The organism is Streptomyces sp. TRD_SC_5 (assembly GCF_056836825.1).
Window position 1 is genome coordinate 2,484,347 of the sequence record NZ_JBWZZS010000001.1, and the last position, 18,862, is coordinate 2,503,208.

Here is an 18,862-nt window from a genome sequence, read left to right on the forward strand (position 1 = left end):
CCGCAATTGCCCGCGATCCGGTCAACGAAAGGTCAGGTGCACGACACAATGAGATCCACTTTCCGCCGCGCAGGGGCCCTGATACCCGTCATAGCCCTCGCAGCCGGTCTCCAGCTCGCAGGCCCTCCCACAGCACAGAGCGCGCCCGCCGGTGACCTCCGTCTCGCCCCGTCCTCAACGGCGGTCGAAAACAACTGGATTGTCGTCCTGAAGGACGGCACGACGCGCGCGGCCGACCTGGGCGTCACGCCGAAGCACGTCTACCGCAGCGCCCTCAAGGGCTTCTCCGCCACGATGACCAAGGCGCGGGCGGCGAAGCTGGCCTCCGACCCGAAGGTCGCGTACGTCGAACAGGACTCCCGGGTCCGGCTCAACGAGACCCAGACCAACGCCACCTGGGGCATCGACCGGGTGGACCAGCGCAACCTCCCGCTCTCCACGACGTACACCTACAACACCACGGCCTCGAACGTCTCGGCGTACATCATCGACACCGGAATCCGCACCTCCCACAGCGAGTTCGGCGGCCGCGCCACGGTCGGCACGGACACGGTGGGCGGCGGCCAGAACGGCCAGGACTGCCAGGGCCACGGCACGCACGTTGCCGGAACGGTCGGCGGCAAGACGTACGGCGTCGCGAAGGCCGTCAAGCTGGTGGCGGTGCGCGTGCTGGACTGCGCCGGCTCCGGTACGAACGCGGGCGTCATCGCCGGCGTCGACTGGGTGACGGCGAACGCGCAGAAGCCGGCCGTGGCCAACATGAGCCTGGGCGGCGGTGCGAACACCTCGCTCGACAACGCGGTGAAGAAGTCCATCGCGTCCGGCATCAGCTACGCCATCGCCGCGGGCAACGGCAACTTCCTCGGCTGGCCCGCCAACGCCTGCAACTACTCCCCCGCCCGCGTCCCGGAAGCCATCACCGTCGGCGCGACCGACAGCAGCGACCGCCGGGCGTCGTTCTCCAACTACGGTACGTGCCTGGACCTGTTCGCGCCGGGCGTGAACGTCACCTCGGCCTGGAAGGACAACGACACCGCCACGAAAACCATCTCCGGTACGTCGATGGCCGCACCCCACACCGCCGGCGTAGCCGCCCTCTACGTCTCGGCCAACCCCACCGCGACCCCGGCCCAGGTCCGCGACGCCCTGGTCAACAACGCGACCCCCAACAAGGTCCAGGACCCGCGCACAGGCTCCCCCAACAGGCTCCTGCACTCCCTCTTCTAGCCGCGTGACCGACTCCCCCGGGCGCGGCCGGCGTCGCCGTGCCCGGGGGAGGACCACGTGAGTGCGGACGCCGAGTCCGCGCGCGCTATCCTCACGCGCAATCTGTCATGCCCGTGACCGGGGGGTTTGCGGTCGGTCGCGGGCGGCCCGAACCATATGGGGATTCATGCGCGCAGCATCCATAGGTGCCGTTCTCACCGGCGCCTTGGTACTTTCCGGCTCCGCTCTCACCGCCGCCGCTCCGGTGGCGCACGCGGCGGAGACCGGTGTGGAGATCAAGAAGGTCTCCGTGAACGGCGGCAAGGCCGTCGTCTTCGGCACCTCGCGGACGGAGTCGTTCACCATCTCGGTGACGGCCTCCGACGATTCGGGGATCAGCAACAGCCGCCACCGGTTCCTCGGCATCGACCGCGAAGTGGGGGACGACTACTGGACGTTCCACGGCACCCCGACGTGCACCGCTGTCAGTGCGACCACCTCGACGTGCAAGCTCACCGTCCGGCTCGAAAGTGACATCGACCTGCCGCGAAACACTCTCGCGGGGCGGTGGGACGTGAACGTCCAGCTCACCGCCAAGGACGGCGACTACTACGGGGAGACCTACGGCACCCACCCGGTGCAGCGGCGCTCCACGCTCAGCGCCAACGCCTCGCCGGAGCCGGTCACCAAGGGCAAGACGATCACGGTGACGGGCAAGCTGGCCCGCGCCAACTGGGACAGGTACATCTACGCGGGCTACACCAACCAGTCGGTGCGGCTCCAGTTCCGCCCGAAGGGCAGCAACACGTACAAGACCGTCAAGACCGTGACGAGCAACAGCACGGGCAACCTGAAGACCACCGTCACTGCCGCCTCCGACGGCTACTGGCGCGGGAACTTCGCGGGCACGTCGACCACTCCGGCGGTCGTGGCCGCGGGTGACTACGTCGACGTACGCTGACGCCTCAGCCAGTAACGCGCCCCCTGGGCGGCGCCGGTGGTTACACCGCGCCGCCCAGCGGAGCCAGCAGATCCACCCCCGCCGGGTAGACCCGCTCCTGCGGCAGCAGCCGCTCGGCTGCGTCCGTATCGCCCGCCTTCACCAGGGCGTGGATCTCGTGGGCGAGCGGCGTTACGTCGGTGATCGACACCGTCCACTCGTCCGCGTACCGCCCCGCCGCCTCCCCCGCCAGGCCCAGCTGGAGCGAGCGGTACGGGAGCGGATTCAGCCGTACGTCGCGCTCGGGGTCCCACTGCACACGGGCCGGCGCCTGCCTCAACCGGCGTTTCCAGTCGGCCTGGTCAGAATGCAGACCGGGAGAGTAGTGGGACAGGCAGGCGTTGCGCAGGGCCCAGTCGAAGCCGTCGCGGGTGATCTCGACAGCGAGGACGGTCTCCTGGTCCAGCTTCGTGCCCCAGCCGCAGCGATACATCATCCACAGGAACGACGGCTTGATCCACGTCATACGGTCCCGCTTCCAGGCGGCGGGGAAGCGACCGTCGCGGGCGGCCGGGAGGCCGATGGAAGGGGCGTACGCCTGATAGACGGTGATGGTTGTGTCGGTGTGCAGCGCGCGTACCTCCCGCGCCTCGATCGTCTCGCTCATCACAGGGCCAGGTGCATGATGTGCAGGCCTACATAGCCCTGGGTGGGGTGGTTGAACCCTTCGGGAAGCGTCCCGATCACCTCGAAGCCGATCGACTCGTACAGCTCCACCGCGTGGACGTTGGACTCCACGACCGCGTTGAACTGCATCGCCCGGAAGCCCGCCTCCCGCGCCCACGCCACGCTGTACTCACACAGCGCCCGCCCCACGCCCCGCCCCGAGTGCTCGGGGTCGACCATGTAGGTGGCGCTCGCGATGTGCGAGCCGTTGCCCATGTGGTTACGGTTCATCTTCGCCGTGCCGAGGACCGTACCGGCGTCGTCGACCGCGACGACCGTCCGGTTCGGAGCGGCCAGGTACCACCACTCGCCGGCCTCGTCCTTGCCGAGGTGGAGCGGGTAGGTGAGCGTCTCGCCCGCGGCGACGATCTCGTGGAAGAACGGCCAGATGGCGGGCCAGTCCTCGAGGGTGGCTTCCCTGATCAACATCCGGCCAGGATGCCGCTCCAAAGCGCGGGCCGCCAACACTTTTCGGCGGATCAGGCGGTACGGCCCGAGGCGGTGGGCGCCGAAAGGCCCGTACGGAAGGAAGCTCCGTACGGGCCCAGAAGGCATCCGGTGGATCAGTGGTTGCGGGGGAAGCCCAGGTCGACGCCTGCCGGGGCGTCCGCCGGGTCCGGCCAGCGGGTCGTGGTGACCTTGCCGCGGGTGTAGAAGTGGATGCCGTCGTTGCCGTAGATGTGGTGGTCGCCGAAGAGCGAGTCCTTCCAGCCACCGAAGGAGTGGTAGCCGACCGGCACCGGAATCGGCACGTTGACGCCGACCATGCCGGCCTCGATCTCCAGCTGGAAGCGCCGCGCCGCGCCGCCGTCGCGGGTGAAGATCGCGGTGCCGTTGCCGAAGGGCGACGCGTTCATGAGGGCCACGCCCTCGTCGTACGTGTCGACACGCAGGACGCAGAGGACCGGGCCGAAGATCTCGTCGCGGTAGGCGTCGGAGTCGGTGGAGACCTCGTCGAGGAGCGACAGGCCGATCCAGTGGCCCTTCTCGAAGCCTTCGACCGTGTGGCCCGTGCCGTCCAGGACGACCTTCGCTCCCTGCGCGGCCGCGCCCGTGACGTACGAGGCGACCTTGTCGCGGTGGGCGGCGGTGATCAGCGGGCCCATCTCGGACGCCGGGTCGTTGCCGGGGCCGATCTTGATCTTCTCGGCACGCTCGCGGATCTTGTCGACCAGCTCGTCGCCGATCGCGCCCACCGCCACCACCGCGGAGATCGCCATGCAGCGCTCACCCGCCGAGCCGTACGCCGCCGAGACCGCCGCGTCGGCGGCCGAGTCCAGGTCGGCGTCCGGCAGCACCAGCATGTGGTTCTTCGCGCCGCCGAGTGCCTGGACGCGCTTGCCGTTGGCGGTGGCGGTCTGGTGGATGTAGCGGGCGATCGGGGTCGAGCCGACGAAGGAGACCGCCGCCACGTCCGGGTGGTTGAGGAGGCCGTCGACCGCGACCTTGTCGCCGTGCAGGACGTTCAGTACGCCGTCGGGCAGCCCGGCCTCCGACGCCAGCTCCGCCAGCCTGACCGAGGGGGACGGGTCCTTCTCGCTCGGCTTCAGTACGAACGTGTTGCCGCACGCGATGGCCAGCGGGAACATCCACATCGGCACCATGGCCGGGAAGTTGAACGGCGTGATGCCGGCCACCACACCGATCGACTGGCGGATCGAGGAGACGTCCACACGGTTCGACACCTGCGTGGACAGCTCGCCCTTGAGCTGCGTCGTGATGCCGCACGCCAGCTCGACGATCTCCAGACCGCGCGCGACCTCGCCCAGCGCGTCCGAGTGGACCTTGCCGTGCTCGGCGGTGATCAGCGCCGCGATCTCGTCGCGGTGGGCGTCCAGCAGCGCGCGGTAGCGGAAGAGGATCGTGGTGCGCGCCGCGAGGGAGGAGGTGCCCCACGTCGCGTACGCGGCCTTCGCCGAGGCGACGGCGGCGTCGACCTCCTCGACCGAGGCGAGCGCGACCTGCGTGGTCACTTCACCGGTGGCCGGGTCGGTGACCGGGCCCCAGTTGCCCGACGCGCCCTCGACGGTCTTGCCGCCGATGAAGTGGTTGACGGTCTTCATCCCAGAACTCCTTGTATTGCAGTGGGGTCGGTCAGAGATGGCGGCGTCGCGCAGCGGCTTGACGGTCGTACTCCTCCCGGGCCTTGACCGTCGACGGGCGGGTCGCGGTCTCGGCCACGGGAACATCCCACCACGCCTGGGCGGCGGGCGCGCCCGACACAGTGTCGGGCGTTCGCGTCTCGACGTAGACACATGTGGGGCGGTCGGACCGGCGCGCCTCCGCAAGGGCTTCCCGCAGGTCATGCACGGTCTTGGCGCGGATGACGTGCATCCCGAGGGACGCGGCGTTGGCCGCCAGATCGACCGGGAGCGGCGCGCCGGTGTACGTGCCGTCGGGCGCCCGGAAGCGGTACGCCGTACCGAAGCGCTCGGCGCCCACGGACTCGGAGAGGCTGCCGATGGAGGCGTAACCGTGGTTCTGGAGGACGACGACCTTGATGGGGAGGCGCTCCTGCACGGCGGTGACGATTTCGGTGGGATTCATCAGGTACGTACCGTCGCCGACCAGCGCCCACACCGGCCGGCCGGGGGCGGCGAGCTGCACGCCGATGGCGGCGGGGATCTCGTAGCCCATGCAGGAGTAGCCGTATTCGACGTGGTACTGGTCGCGGGCGCGGGTCCGCCACAGTTTGTGCAGGTCGCCGGGGAGGGAGCCGGCCGCGTTGATGAGGATGTCGTCGTGGGTGACGAGACTGTCGAGTACGCCGAGGACCTGGACCTGGGTCGGCCGGTCCTCCCCGTCGGGCACGGCGTACGCCTCGGTGACGCGGTACTCCCAGCGCGCCTTGGCCTCGCGGTACTCGGTGACGTAGGCGTCGGGGACGCGGTGGCCGGCGAGAGCGTGCTGGAAGGACTGGAGCGCTGCGCGCGCGTCGCCGACCACCTGCTGGGCGCCCATCTTGTGGGCGTCGAAGCCGGTGATGTTGAGGTTGACGAAGCGGACGTCCGGGTTCTGGAAGAGGGTGGCGGAAGCGGTGGTGAAGTCGGAGTAGCGGGTGCCTACGCCGATGACCAGGTCGGCGGTACGGGCCAGCTCGTCGGCAGTGGCGGTGCCCGTGTGGCCGATGCCACCGACGTCCGCCGGGTGGTCGTACGGGAGCGAGCCCTTGCCCGCCTGGGTGGAGGCGACGGGCGTCCCGGTCGCCTCGGCGAAGTTCTCCAGGGCCGGTTCGGCGCCGCTGTGGTGGACGCCGCCGCCCGCGACCAGCAGGGGGCGGCGGGCGGCGCGGAAGGCCTCCACCGCCGCGGCGAGTTCATGCGAGTCCGGCTCGGGCGCCCGTACCTGCCAGACGCGCTCGGCGAAGAACTCCTCCGGCCAGTCGTACGCCTCGGCCTGCACGTCCTGCGGCAGCGCGAGCGTTACCGCGCCGGTCTGCGCCGGGTCGGCGAGGACCCGCATGGCGGCGAGCGCCGCCGGGATCAGGGCCTCGGGGCGGGCGACCCGGTCGAAGTACCGGGACACCGGACGCAGGCAGTCGTTGACGGACACGTCACCGGCGTACGGGACTTCGAGCTGCTGGAGGACGGGGTCGGCGGGCCGGGTCGCGAAGGTGTCGCCGGGGAGGAGGAGGACCGGGAGGTGGTTGATGGTCGCCAGGGCGGCGCCGGTGACGAGGTTGGTGGCGCCGGGGCCGATGGAGGTGGTGACCGCGTGCGCGGAGAGGCGGTTGGACTGGCGGGCGTAGCCGACGGCGGCGTGCACCATGGCCTGCTCGTTGCGGCCCTGGTAGTACGGCATGTCGTCCGAGCCGGGTTCGAGGAGCGCCTGGCCGATGCCGGCGACATTGCCGTGGCCGAAGATGCCCCAGGTGCCGGCGATCAGACGGTGGCGGGTACCGCCGCCACGCTCGGTGTACTGGCGGGCGAGGAAGGCGACCAGCGCCTGGGCGGTGGTCAGTCGGCGGGTGATCACTGCGCCTGCTCCTCGGGTCCGTACAACGGCAGTCGGGGGTCGACGGGCTGGGAAGGCCAGGTGTCGCGGACCCAGCCGTGGTCGGGATGGTCGCGGATCAGCCACTCCCGCTCCTCCCCCGGGCCCGCCATCACATTGAGGTAGTAGAGGGTGTGGCCGGGCGCGGCGATGGACGGGCCGTGCCAGCCGTCGGGGATGAGAACGGCGTCGCCGGTGCGGACTTCGGCGAGGACGTCCGTACCTCCGGGGCGGGACGGCGAGACCCGGTGATACCCGAGACCATGGTCCCCCTCGGTCTCGAAGTAGTAGATCTCTTCGAGCTCGGACTCGACGCCCGGGTGGTGCTCGTCGTGTTTGTGGGGCGGGTACGACGACCAGTTGCCGCCGGGGGTCAGGACTTCGACCGCGATGAGCCGGTCGCACTCGAAGCTGCCCGCCGCCGCGAAGTTGTTGACCTGGCGCGAGCAGTTGCCGGTGCCGCGCAGTTCGACGGGTACCTCCGGCGCGGGGCCGTAGCGGGCGGGGAGTCGTCGCTCGCACCTCGCTCCTGCCAGGGCGAAGCGGCCTCCCGCACCGGAGGCGATCTGGGCGTGGGCATCGCGGGGTACGTACGCGAAGTCCGTGACCGAGCCGAACACGCTTGGCCTGCCCCGCAGTTCGAAGCTCCCGCCTTCCACGTGCACCGTACAGCCACCACTCAGTGGCAGCACGATCCACTCGCTGTCCCCGGCCGCGAGCGTGTGCGAGCCGCCGGGCGGCAGCTCCAGCACGCGCAGGCCCGAATAGCTCCAGCCGGCCCGTTTGGGGTCGATGTCCAGGGCGTACGGCCCCTGCGCGGCGGCTCCCGCCCGGAGTACGTGCGTGTCGTTGTCCCTCATACCTGCCATCCCTACCCGTCACCCTTCGGCCTTGCTCGTTACAGCAGCCCCACGGCCGTGTCGACCGCCCGTGCCACGTCCCCGTCGGCCGGATAGAGCAGCGACCGGCCGACGACCAGCCCCTGGACCGTCGGCAGCCGGAGCGCCTTGCGCCATTTCTCGTACGCACCGTCCTGGTCGGCGCCGACCTCGCCCCCCAGCAGCACGGCGGGCAGCGTCGAGGTCTCCATGACCCGTGCCATGTCGTCGGGGCTGTCCGTCACGGGGACCTTCAGCCAGGTGTACGCCGAGGTCCCGGCGAGGCCGGAGGCGATGGCGATGGAGCGGGTGACGGCCCCGGCGCTCAGGTCGTTGTGGACTTTCCCGTCCACCCGGCGGGAGATGAACGGTTCGACGAAGACCGGCAGCCGGCGTTCGGCCATGGCGTCGATGGTGCGGGCGGTGGCGTGGAGGGTGTCCAGTGATCCGGCGTCGTCGTAGTCGATGCGCAGGAGCAGCTTGCCCGCGTCGAAGCCCCGGCGCTCCAGGTCCTGGGCGCGGGGGCCCGTGAAGCGGTCGTCGAGTTCGAACGCGGCGCCGGCGAGGCCGCCGCGGTTCATGGAGCCGATGACGACCTTGTGGTCGAGGGCGCCGAGGAGGAGCAGGTCGTCGAGGATGTCGGCGGCGGCCAGCACGCCGTCGACACCGGGGCGGGAGAGGGCGAGGCAGAGCCGCTCCAGCAGGTCGGGCCGGGCGGCCATGGCGAGTTCGTGTTCGCCGACGCCGAGGGCGCCTCGGGCGGGATGGTCGGCAGCGATGATCATGAGCCGCCCGCTCGCTCCCATCAGGGGTCTGCGGGGGCGGCGGGCGGCGGCCTCGGCGATCGCTTCGGGGTGGTGGGTCCGTACCCGTACGAGATCGGAGATGCGCAGGCCGGTGGTCACGACGTCGGCTCCTGCGCGGGGACCCGGCCGCCCGCGAGGACGTGTTCGACCTCCGCCGGGTGGGGCATGGCGGACGAGCAGGCGAGGCGGGAGGCGACGATGGCGCCGGCGGCGTTGGCGTACCGCATGACGTGCTCCAGGTCCCGGCCCGCCAGCAGGCCGTGGCAGAGCGCCCCGCCGAAGGCGTCGCCCGCGCCGAGTCCGTTGAGTACCTCGACCGGTACGGGCGGGCATTCGGCCGTCGTACCGTCGCGGTGCATCGCCAGCACACCCTTGGGTCCCTGTTTGACGACGGCGAGTTCGACGCCGGCGGCGAGGAGGGCGCGGGCGGCGGTGTGCGGCTCGCGCTCCCCGGTGGCGACTTCGCACTCGTCGAGGTTGCCGACGGCGACGGTGGCGTGGCGAAGGGCTTCGGCGTAGTACGAGCGGGCCTCGCGGGGATCACTCCGGGCTGTGTTGTTCCAGAACATCGGTCGCCAGTCGAGGTCGAAGACCGTCACACCACCCGCGCTTCGCGCCTCCAGCGCCGCGAGCGTCGCCGAGCGGCTCGGCTCCTCGCACAGGCCGGTGCCCGTCATCCAGAAGATCCGCGCCGAACGGATCTCGTCCAGGTCCAGCTCCTCGGCCCGCAGTTCCAGGTCCGGCGCCTTCGGCTGCCGGTAGAAGTAGAGCGGGAAGTCGTCCGGCGGGAAGATCTCGCAGAACGTCACCGGGGTCGGCAGGTCCGCGACCCCCGTCACCCAGCGGTCGTCGACGCCGAACTCCCGCAGTTGCTGATGGAGATAGTCGCCGAAGGGGTCGGTCCCGGTGCGGGTGATGACGGCCGTGCGCCGGCCCAGCCGGGCCGCCGCGACCGCCACGTTCGCGGCCGAGCCGCCGAGGAACTTGCCGAACGTGTCGACCTGCGCCAGCGCGACCCCGGCTTGCAGCGGATACAGATCCACCCCGATCCGGCCCATCGTGATCAGGTCGTACGGCTCGTACGAGTTGGCCAGCATGCGCGTCCCTCCGGTCCGGCGACTGTGTCCGGCGACTGCACCCAGGTCTAGTGGGCACCTCCGCGCCATGTCAACACTTTGTCCTTACATTCGGACGAACCCTTGACACCTTTCCAGGGCGGCCGGAAGGCTGGCGCCCATGACCTCTCCCGCACCCGCGCCGACCCGTATCCGGGTCGGTTCCGCACCCGACTCCTGGGGAGTCTGGTTCCCCGAAGACCCGCTCCAAGTGCCCTGGGAACGCTTCCTCGACGAGGTCGCCGAGGCCGGCTACCCCTGGATCGAGCTCGGCCCGTACGGCTACCTTCCGACCGATCCCGCCCGCCTCACCGACGAGACGCGCCGCCGGGGCCTGTCCGTTTCGGCCGGCACGGTCTTCACCGGGCTGCACCGCGGGCCGGAGGTCTGGGACGCCACCTGGCAACACGTCGCGGGCGTCGCCGAGCTGACCAGGGCCATGGGCGCGGAGCACCTGGTCGTCATCCCGTCGTTCTGGCGGGACGACAGGACCGGCGAGGTGCTGGAGGAGCGCACGCTGACGCCCGGTCAGTGGCGGACGCTCGCCCGGCAGACCGAGCGGCTCGGGCGCGAGGTGCGTGAGCGGTACGGGCTGAAGATCGTCGTCCACCCGCACGCGGACACCCACATCGACAGCGAGGAGAACGTCACCCGCTTCCTGGACGCGACCGACTCCGCCCTGGTGTCGCTGTGCCTGGACACCGGCCACTACGCGTACTGCGGCGGGGACAGCGTCAAGCTCATCGAGACGTACGGAGAGCGGATCGGTTACCTCCACCTGAAGCAGGTGGACCCGGAGATCCTCGCCGAAGTCGTCGCGAACGAGGTGCCGTTCGGGCCCGCCGTCGGGCGGGGCGTGATGTGCGAGCCGCCCGCCGGGGTGCCGGCGCTGGAGCCCGTACTGGCGGCGGCGGGGCGGCTGGACGTCGACCTGTTCGCGATCGTCGAGCAGGACATGTACCCGTGCCCGCCGGACAAGCCCCTGCCCATCGCGCGGCGCACGCGCCGCTTCCTGCGCTCCTGCGGCGCGTAGTAGGCGGCCCACAACACGTCCTGGAACATGCATCACACGCGCCACAATCATTGAACTCCTGTCACACATGTCTCCGTTACGCGGGGCTTCCGTCACAGGCGTACGACAGACCCTCTCCGATCGTCACTCTGCGTCGTTCACCGGGCACAGGCTGAGTGATCGCCAGCGTTCGCGCCCCAGCCCCCCCGACGGCCCCCCGGCCGCCGCTGAGGCGCACGCAGGGAGGTGCCACAGATGACTGACCGCAGACTCTGGTCGTACAAGGAGATCGCCGCGCACATCCGGGTCCAGCCGGACACCGTGCGTTCGTACCGCAAGCACGGGCTGCTTCCCGCACCCGACCACGTGGAGAGCGGCAAGCCCTACTGGTACGCGGACACGATTCGTACCTGGGTGTCACGCCGTCCGGGCAACAGAGGCCGTAAGGAATGAGAGCCGGGCGGTGTCGGCCTCCAGCGCTTCGAGGCCGGCACCGCAACCGGCCCACCCGCCGCTAAATGCCCTTTTCGCTTCGCCTGTGCATTGATGCACCCAAGATGGAGATATCTCATGTCATCTCATTGCTGATATGCCGCGGCGGCCATTTACGGGGCTATTTCATGTGGGCAAAACTGCACGTCAGGTGGATTTTGTGGTGCCGAAGTGTGCACCAGAAGGAGACCCGGGAGTAAGTTGCCGGGCGCCCTTCGGGCGTGATTGCATCCGCTTCGGCAACCCCATTGCATTTACAGAAAGGGCGAGTAATGCGCGAGAACTTCACCCCCGAGGTCGAGACCAGCGAGCTTTCCGACAGCGCGCTGGACAACATCTCCGGCGGCATGGCCAGCGCCGGCGCCGACGTCTCGGGCCACGCCGCCTCCGTCAGCGTCGGCGACGTCGCCGGGGCCGCCCAGTCCGTCGCGGACAGCCTTCCCCTTTCGCACGTCACCGGCCTCGTCTCGGTGCAGACCAACTGCCTCTGACAGCCACGCAGGGAGCATTACTCGACCCACCGGTACAGGTGAATACCAGTAGGTCCGCCTGAACCCCGGAGCTTTCAGCTCCGGGGTTCAGGCGTTTGTGGCGGGTTCCACCCGGACACACCGTGGAGAGGTAGTGGATTCATACCCCCTAGGGGTATAGTCTGGACTGCGTCAGGAAGTCACGGCATCCCCGTGGCCTCCTGGGGCACCACGACTGCGTAAGCCTTCGAGAGGGAGAACCGACATGACCGCCGAGACCGAGACGAAGACCGAAGCCGCCGCGACCGGCTCCTGCTGCTCGCCGTCCGGCTCCTGCCACGACACCTCGGCCGAGGTCCAGGTGGGCGCTGTGACCACGGTCTACCAGGTGAGCGGGATGACCTGCGGCCACTGCGAGGGCGCCATCTCCGGCGAGGTCTCGGAGATCCCCGGTGTCACCTCGGTGAAGGCGGTCGCCTCCACCGGCCAGGTGACGGTCGTCTCCGACGCACCGCTGGACGTGGAGGCCGTACGCGCCGCAATCGACGAGGCCGGCTACGAGCTCGTGGGCCGGCTCTGACCCGGACCGCCGGAACGACCTTGTTCGACCGGGCCGTACCGGACCAGTTCATACTGGCTCCCGTACGGCCCGGTCCGTTTTCTGGAGCAAGAACATGACCAGCACAGCGCAAGAGGCGCCGACACCGGCGCCGACGCCGACCGTGGACACGTCCCAGGTCGAGCTCTCCATCGGCGGCATGACCTGCGCCTCCTGCGCCGCCCGCATCGAGAAGAAGCTCAACCGGATGGACGGCGTCTACGCCACCGTCAACTACGCGACGGCGAAAGCCAAGGTCAGTCACGTCGACGGGGTGGGCGTCGCGGACCTCATCGCCACCGTCGAGAAAACCGGCTACACCGCCGAGGAGCCCCCGCCGCCCGCCGTCTCCCCGGCGCACGAGACCCCGGCCGAGCGCCACGAGGACGACCACCGGCCCGCCTCGCTGCGGCAGCGCCTCCTGGTCTCGCTCACCCTCTCCGTCCCGGTCGTCGTGCTCGCGATGATTCCCTCGCTCCAGTTCGACAACTGGCAGTGGCTGTCGCTGACCCTCGCCGCGCCGGTCGTCGTCTGGGGCGGGCTGCCGTTCCACCGCGCCACCTGGACCAACCTCCGGCACGGCGCCGCCACCATGGACACCCTCGTCTCGGTCGGCACGCTCGCCGCGTTCGGCTGGTCGCTGTGGGCCCTGTTCTTCGGGCACGCCGGCATGCCCGGCATGCGCCACGGCTTCGAGCTCACCGCGTCGCAGCGCACCGACGGCGCTTCGACGATCTACCTCGAAGTCGCCGCCGGAGTCGTCACCTTCATCCTCCTCGGCCGCTACCTGGAGGCGAAGGCCAAGCGGAAGGCCGGATCGGCGCTGCGCGCGCTGATGGAGCTCGGCTCGAAGGACGTGACGGTGCTGCGAGGCGGTGCGGAGGTACGCGTCCCCCTCGACGGCCTCGCCGTGGGGGACCACTTCGTCGTACGCCCCGGCGAGAAGATCGCCACCGACGGCACGGTCACCGAGGGCGCCTCGGCCGTCGACGCGTCCATGCTGACCGGCGAATCCGTGCCCGTGGACGTGGCCACCGGGGACACGGTCACCGGCGCCACCGTGAACACCTCGGGCCGGATCGTCGTCGAGGCGACCAGGATCGGCGCCGACACCCAGCTCGCCCGAATGGCCCGGCTGGTCGAGGACGCCCAGAACGGCAAGGCGCAGGTCCAGCGCCTGGCCGACCGCGTCTCCGCCGTCTTCGTGCCTGTCGTACTGCTCATCGCACTCGGCACGCTCGTCACCTGGCTGCTCCTCACGGACGATGCGACCGCCTCCTTCACCGCCGCCGTGGCGGTGCTGATCATTGCCTGCCCGTGTGCGCTCGGCCTGGCCACGCCCACCGCGCTCATGGTCGGCACGGGGCGCGGCGCCCAGCTCGGCATCCTGATCAAGGGGCCCGAGGTGCTGGAGTCGACCCGGCGCGTGGACACCGTCGTACTCGACAAGACCGGGACGGTCACGACGGGGCGGATGGAGCTCCAGGACGTCGTCGCGGCGCCCGGCATCGACGAGGCCCTGCTGCTGCGCCTGGCCGGCGCGCTGGAGCACGCCTCCGAGCACCCGGTCGCGCGGGCCGTGGCGGCAGGCGCGGCCGAGCGGACCGGGCCCCTTCCCGCCGTGGAGAAGTTCGAGAACGTCGCGGGGCTCGGCGTACGCGGCCTGGTCGAGGGGCACGAGGTGCTCGTCGGGCGTGCGGCTCTGCTCGCCGAAGCGGGCGTGAAGCTGCCGCCCGAGCTGGCCGAAGCCAAGGACGCGGCGGAGGCTCAGGGGCGTACCGCGATGGCGGTGGCCTGGGACGGGTCGGCGCGCGGCGTCCTGTCCGTCGCGGACGCGGTGAAGGAGACCAGCGCGGAGGCGGTGACGCGGCTGCGCGAGCTGGGCCTCACCCCGGTCCTGCTGACCGGCGACAACCGGGCGGTCGCCGAGTCGGTGGCGCGTGCTGTCGGGATCGATTCCGGTGATGTGTACGCCGAGGTCCTGCCGCAGGACAAGGTCGATGTCGTGAAGCGGCTGCAGGCCGAGGGCCGCACCGTGGCGATGGTCGGTGACGGCGTGAACGATGCGGCGGCCCTCGCCACGGCGGATCTCGGCCTCGCGATGGGTACGGGAACGGACGCCGCGATCGAGGCGGGCGATCTGACGCTGGTACGTGGAGATCTGAGGGTGGCGGCGGATGCGATCCGGCTGTCCCGCAGGACGCTGGACACGATCAAGGGCAACCTTTTCTGGGCCTTCGGCTACAACGTCGCTGCCTTGCCACTGGCGGCCGCCGGGCTGCTCAACCCCATGATCGCCGGGTTCGCGATGGCGTTTTCCTCGGTGTTCGTAGTGACAAACAGCCTCCGGCTGCGTACCTTCACAGGACGCACACAAAGTGACGCACGTCACTGAGATTTGAGGGTAACCATTTGGCCGGCTCGCGAGTCTAAGTGGGCGATGCCAAGAACGTCTTGGGGGACGTTCGCGGATATGTCTTGGGGGACATTCCGGGCAAGCGTTGGCCGGGACACGTGCACCGGGGAGCTTTGAGCGGCCCTCCCGTACGTACGCGTCCCGGCAGACCGCGTGTGGAGCTTCCGCACCCGACAGACGCCCGGCCGGATCCCGTGGGGGGAATCCGCTCCGGGGAAAGGGAAGCGCCCCGCATCGTCGACCCGTGGGGGGATCGGCGGCGGGGCGCTTTCCGCTTTTCAGCGGGTGACGCGGTGGGGCGAGAGGTTACGTCAGCGGCCCTCGACCGGCACGAAGTCGCGCAGGACCTCGCCCGTGTAGATCTGGCGCGGGCGGCCGATGCGGGAACCCGGCTCCTTGATCATCTCGTGCCACTGGGCGATCCAGCCCGGGAGACGGCCCAGCGCGAAGAGCACCGTGAACATCTCGGTCGGGAAGCCCATGGCTCGGTAGATCAGGCCGGTGTAGAAGTCGACGTTCGGGTAGAGCTTGCGCTCCACGAAGTAGTCGTCGGCCAGCGCGTGTTCTTCGAGCTTGAGCGCGATGTCGAGCAGCTCGTCGTCCTTGCCCAGGGCGGAGAGAACGTCGTGCGCCGCGGCCTTGATGATCTTCGCCCGGGGGTCGAAGTTCTTGTAGACGCGGTGCCCGAAGCCCATGAGCTTCACGCCGTCTTCCTTGTTCTTCACCTTGCGGATGAAGTTGTCGACGTCGCCGCCGTCGGCCTGGATGCCTTCCAGCATCTCGAGCACCGACTGGTTGGCGCCACCGTGCAGCGGGCCCCACAGGGCGCTGATACCGGCGGAGATCGAGGCGAACATGTTCGCCTGCGAGGAGCCGACCAGACGCACGGTGGAGGTCGAGCAGTTCTGCTCGTGGTCCGCGTGCAGGATCAGCAGCTTCTCGAGCGCCGCGACCACGACCGGGTCCGGCACGTACTCCTGCGCGGGGACCGAGAAGGTCATGCGCAGGAAGTTCTCGACGTACCCGAGGTCGTTGCTCGGGTAGACGAAGGGGTGGCCGATCGACTTCTTGTACGCGTACGCCGCGATGGTCGGAAGCTTGGCGAGGAGGCGGATCGTCGAAAGGTGACGCTGCTTCTCGTCGAACGGGTTGTGGCTGTCCTGGTAGAACGTCGACAGCGCGCTGACCACGGACGACAGCATGGCCATCGGGTGCGCGTCACGCGGGAAGCCGTCGAAGAACCGCTTCACGTCCTCGTGCAGCAGCGTGTGCTGGGTGATCTCGTTCCTGAAGGCCGCCAGCTCGTCGACCTTGGGGAGCTCACCGTTGATCAGCAGGTACGCCACCTCGACGAAGGTGGAGCTCTCGGCCAGCTGCTCGATGGGGTATCCGCGGTAGCGCAGAATGCCCTGCTCGCCGTCGAGGTAGGTGATCGCGGATTTATAGGCGGCCGTGTTGCCGTATCCGCTGTCGAGAGTCACCAGACCGGTCTGGGCCCGGAGCTTCCCGATGTCGAAGCCCTTGTCGCCGACGGTGCTGTCGATCACCGGGTAGGTGTACTCGTCATCGCCGTACCGCAGTACTACAGAGTTGTCGCTCACGTCATCCCTCACCGACGTAGTGCCTCTTCTTCGAGGTGCCCTGACTGTCTCTACCATCCCCCATTTGGCTCAGCAGAGTGCACTCGGGGTCGGCCATTAGGCCCATTCGCGGCACTCAGTGCCGCCAACCTGCTCATCCTGCCCCCTTACCCCCGGTTCTGGAAGTCGAGGGAGACGTTTGCCGTAAACAGTCCCCCTATGGGGCGGTTTGCGCTGGGGAATGACTCCTCACCATCCGCCCCGCGAGCCGGTGATCGAGCGCCGTACAGCGCCGACCTGCGGAAACCGTACGAACGGCCTGACCGATCGCCTTGCGGGAGCCGACGAGCACGACCAGCTTCTTGGCCCTGGTGACCGCCGTGTAGAGCAGATTGCGCTGGAGCATCATCCACGCCCCGGTGGTGACCGGAATCACCACCGCCGGATACTCGCTGCCCTGCGAGCGGTGGATCGTCACGGCGTACGCGTGCGCCAGCTCGTCCAGCTCGTCGAAGTCGTACGGAACCTCCTCGTCCTCGTCGGTCAGCACCGTCAGGCGCTGGTCGTCCAGGCTGAGCGAGGTGACCACGCCCACGGTGCCGTTGAAGACACCGTTCTGACCCTTCTCGTAATTGTTGCGAATCTGGGTCACCTTGTCTCCGACGCGGAACACCCTGCCGCCGAATCTCTTCTCCGGCAGGTCCGGCCTGGCGGGCGTGATCGCCTGCTGGAGCAGCCCGTTGAGCGCGCCCGCGCCGGCCGGGCCGCGGTGCATCGGGGCCAGCACCTGGATGTCGCGCCTCGGGTTGAGGCCGAACTTGGCGGGGATGCGGCGGGCGGCCACGTCGACCGTGACCCGTCCGGCGTCCTCGGTTTCGTCCTCGACGAAGAGGAAGAAGTCGGAGAGGCCCTGAGTGATGGGCTGGACACCGGAGTTGATGCGGTGCGCGTTCGTCACCACACCCGACTGCTGGGCCTGGCGGAAGATCCGGGTGAGGCGGACGGAGGGGACCGGGCCCCCGTCGGCAAGGAGGTCGCGCAGCACCTCCCCCGCGCCCACCGACGGCAGCTGGTCCACATCCCCCACGAGGAGCAGGTGCGCGCCCGGCGCCACCGCCTTCACCAGCTTGTTGGCGAGCAGCAGGTCGAGCATGGACGCCTCGTCGACGACGACCAGGTCGGCATCGAGCGGCCGGTCCTTGTCGTACGCCGCGTCACCTCCCGGCTTCAGCTCCAGGAGCCGGTGCACGGTGGACGCCTCGGCGCCGGTGAGCTCGGCCAGGCGCTTGGCCGCGCGGCCGGTGGGGGCTGCGAGCACCACCTTGGCCTTCTTGGCGCGGGCCAGCTCCACGATGGAGCGGACCGTGAAGGACTTGCCGCAGCCGGGCCCGCCGGTCAGTACGGCGACCTTCTCGGTCAGCGCCAGCTTGACCGCCGCCTGCTGCTCGGGCGCCAGCTCGGCGCCGGTACGCCCGGCGAGCCACGCCAGCGCCTTGTCCCAGGCCACGTCCCGGAAGCCGGGCATCCGGTCCTCCGGGGCGCGCAGGAGCCGCTGGGTCTGCGCGGCCAGGGACACCTCGGCCCGGTGGAAGGGGACGAGATAGACGGCGGTGACAAGATCGCCTTCGCCACCCTCCTGGGGCGGCACCTTTTCCCGTACGACGCCCTCGTCCGCCGCCAGTTCGGCCAGACAGTCGATGACCAGGCCGGTGTCCACCTGAAGCAGCTTCACGGCGTCGCTGATCAGCCGCTCCTCAGGCAGGTAGCAGTGGCCCTGGTCGGTGGACTGCGACAGCGCGTACTGGAGGCCGGCCTTCACGCGCTCCGGGCTGTCGTGCGGGATGCCGACGGACTGGGCGATCTTGTCGGCGGTGAGGAAGCCGATGCCCCAGACGTCGGCGGCCAGGCGGTAGGGCTCGTTCTTCACGACGGAGATCGAGGCGTCACCGTACTTCTTGTAGATGCGCACTGCGATGGACGTCGAGACTCCGACCCCCTGGAGGAAGATCATGACCTCCTTGATGGCCTTCTGCTCCTCCCAGGCCGCCGCGATCATCTTCGTCCGCTTGGGGCCGAGACCCGGCACCTCGATCAGTCGCTTCGGCGCGGTCTCGATCACGTCCAGGGTGTCGACGCCGAAGTGCGTGGTGATCCGGTCCGCCATGACCGGCCCGATGCCCTTGATCAGGCCGGAGCCGAGGTAGCGGCGGATGCCCTGGATCGTGGCGGGCAGCACGGTGGTGTAGTTGTCCACGGTGAACTGCCTGCCGAACTGGGGGTGCGAGCCCCAGCGCCCCTCCATCCGCAGCGACTCGCCGGGCTGCGCGCCGAGCAGGGACCCCACGACGGTGAGGAGATCGCCGCCGCGCCCGGTGTCGACGCGGGCGACCGTGTAGCCGTTCTCCTCGTTGGCGTAGGTGATCCGCTCCAGGACGCCTTCGACCACCGCCGGGGCCGCTGCTGGAACACCTGTGGGACTGGGACTGGGCATGACCCGACGCTACCGCCAGGGTCCGACAGCGCGGCACGCCTGTGGACAAAACCAAGGAGGCCCGGTCCGTCGACCGGGCCCCTCAGATCCCCCTCCGTACAGGCCTCCCTGAAATCCCCCCGGATCCCCTCCCAGAAGC

Annotated in this window: 16 protein-coding genes; 7 read left to right on the top strand and 9 right to left on the bottom strand. The window is 69.7% G+C overall.

Translation table 11 applies throughout. The features are described 5' to 3' along the window. Positions 1-48: 48 nt before the first annotated feature. Together AC1P0E_RS11395 and AC1P0E_RS11400 are read left to right on the top strand one after the other, a co-directional pair. Positions 49-1,227: a S8 family peptidase gene (locus AC1P0E_RS11395; protein ID WP_482742059.1), complete on the top strand. Its 1,179-nt coding sequence runs from the start codon at positions 49-51 to the stop codon at positions 1,225-1,227. A 166-nt stretch (positions 1,228-1,393) separates the two neighbouring features. Next, complete coding sequence (locus AC1P0E_RS11400) at positions 1,394-2,167, top strand: hypothetical protein (RefSeq protein ID WP_482742060.1); 774 nt, start codon at positions 1,394-1,396, stop codon at positions 2,165-2,167. 40 nt (positions 2,168-2,207) lie between these two features. On the opposite strand, the gene AC1P0E_RS11405 is transcribed toward AC1P0E_RS11400, so the two are convergent. The 7 genes from AC1P0E_RS11405 to iolC form a co-directional block, all read right to left on the bottom strand. After that, on the bottom strand, positions 2,208-2,813 hold the full coding sequence (locus AC1P0E_RS11405) for a DUF4291 domain-containing protein (protein WP_482742061.1): 606 nt from the start codon (positions 2,811-2,813) through the stop codon (positions 2,208-2,210). Beyond that, positions 2,813-3,301 carry a GNAT family N-acetyltransferase gene (locus AC1P0E_RS11410; protein ID WP_482742062.1) on the bottom strand — a complete coding sequence of 163 codons (489 nt, stop codon included), beginning with the start codon at positions 3,299-3,301 and terminating at the stop codon, positions 2,813-2,815. Before AC1P0E_RS11410 ends, AC1P0E_RS11405 begins: the two co-directional genes overlap by 1 nt. A gap of 134 nt (positions 3,302-3,435) precedes the next feature. Then, entirely contained in the window at positions 3,436-4,935 is a 1,500-nt protein-coding gene (locus AC1P0E_RS11415; protein WP_482742063.1) for a CoA-acylating methylmalonate-semialdehyde dehydrogenase, read from the bottom strand. Between the two features lie 31 nt (positions 4,936-4,966). Further along, positions 4,967-6,847: a 3D-(3,5/4)-trihydroxycyclohexane-1,2-dione acylhydrolase (decyclizing) gene (iolD, locus tag AC1P0E_RS11420; protein ID WP_482742064.1), complete on the bottom strand. Its 1,881-nt coding sequence runs from the start codon at positions 6,845-6,847 to the stop codon at positions 4,967-4,969. Further along, positions 6,844-7,725, bottom strand: a complete 882-nt coding sequence (gene iolB, locus AC1P0E_RS11425; RefSeq protein ID WP_482742065.1) for a 5-deoxy-glucuronate isomerase — start codon at positions 7,723-7,725, stop codon at positions 6,844-6,846. Before iolB ends, iolD begins: the two co-directional genes overlap by 4 nt. Positions 7,726-7,763: 38 nt before the next feature. Beyond that, the gene (locus AC1P0E_RS11430; protein WP_482745724.1) at positions 7,764-8,630 is read right to left on the bottom strand and encodes a Cgl0159 family (beta/alpha)8-fold protein; all 867 of its coding nucleotides are present in this window, start codon (positions 8,628-8,630) and stop codon (positions 7,764-7,766) included. Between the two features lie 14 nt (positions 8,631-8,644). Further along, entirely contained in the window at positions 8,645-9,646 is a 1,002-nt protein-coding gene (gene iolC, locus AC1P0E_RS11435; protein ID WP_482742066.1) for a 5-dehydro-2-deoxygluconokinase, read from the bottom strand. A 139-nt stretch (positions 9,647-9,785) separates the two neighbouring features. Here iolC and AC1P0E_RS11440 point away from each other — a divergent pair, with 139 nt between their 5' ends. The 5 genes from AC1P0E_RS11440 to AC1P0E_RS11460 all read left to right on the top strand — a co-directional run bounded on the left by AC1P0E_RS11440 (position 9,786) and on the right by AC1P0E_RS11460 (position 14,631). Next, positions 9,786-10,697, top strand: a complete 912-nt coding sequence (locus AC1P0E_RS11440; protein WP_482742067.1) for a sugar phosphate isomerase/epimerase family protein — start codon at positions 9,786-9,788, stop codon at positions 10,695-10,697. A gap of 234 nt (positions 10,698-10,931) precedes the next feature. Beyond that, positions 10,932-11,129, top strand: coding sequence for a helix-turn-helix transcriptional regulator (locus tag AC1P0E_RS11445; protein ID WP_355259687.1), 198 nt, complete (start codon positions 10,932-10,934; stop codon positions 11,127-11,129). Positions 11,130-11,440: 311 nt separating this feature from the next. Further along, positions 11,441-11,659, top strand: a complete 219-nt coding sequence (locus AC1P0E_RS11450; RefSeq protein WP_482742068.1) for a hypothetical protein — start codon at positions 11,441-11,443, stop codon at positions 11,657-11,659. 244 nt (positions 11,660-11,903) lie between these two features. Then, entirely contained in the window at positions 11,904-12,218 is a 315-nt protein-coding gene (locus AC1P0E_RS11455) for a heavy-metal-associated domain-containing protein (RefSeq protein ID WP_482742069.1), read from the top strand. A gap of 94 nt (positions 12,219-12,312) precedes the next feature. Then, complete coding sequence (locus AC1P0E_RS11460) at positions 12,313-14,631, top strand: heavy metal translocating P-type ATPase (protein WP_482742070.1); 2,319 nt, start codon at positions 12,313-12,315, stop codon at positions 14,629-14,631. A 332-nt stretch (positions 14,632-14,963) separates the two neighbouring features. Here AC1P0E_RS11460 and AC1P0E_RS11465 read toward each other — a convergent pair whose 3' ends face one another. Both AC1P0E_RS11465 and recD2 read right to left on the bottom strand, forming a co-directional pair. After that, complete coding sequence (locus AC1P0E_RS11465; RefSeq protein WP_482742071.1) at positions 14,964-16,253, bottom strand: citrate synthase; 1,290 nt, start codon at positions 16,251-16,253, stop codon at positions 14,964-14,966. Between the two features lie 196 nt (positions 16,254-16,449). Beyond that, entirely contained in the window at positions 16,450-18,723 is a 2,274-nt protein-coding gene (gene recD2, locus AC1P0E_RS11470; protein WP_482742072.1) for an SF1B family DNA helicase RecD2, read from the bottom strand. Between the last annotated feature and the right edge of the window lie 139 nt (positions 18,724-18,862).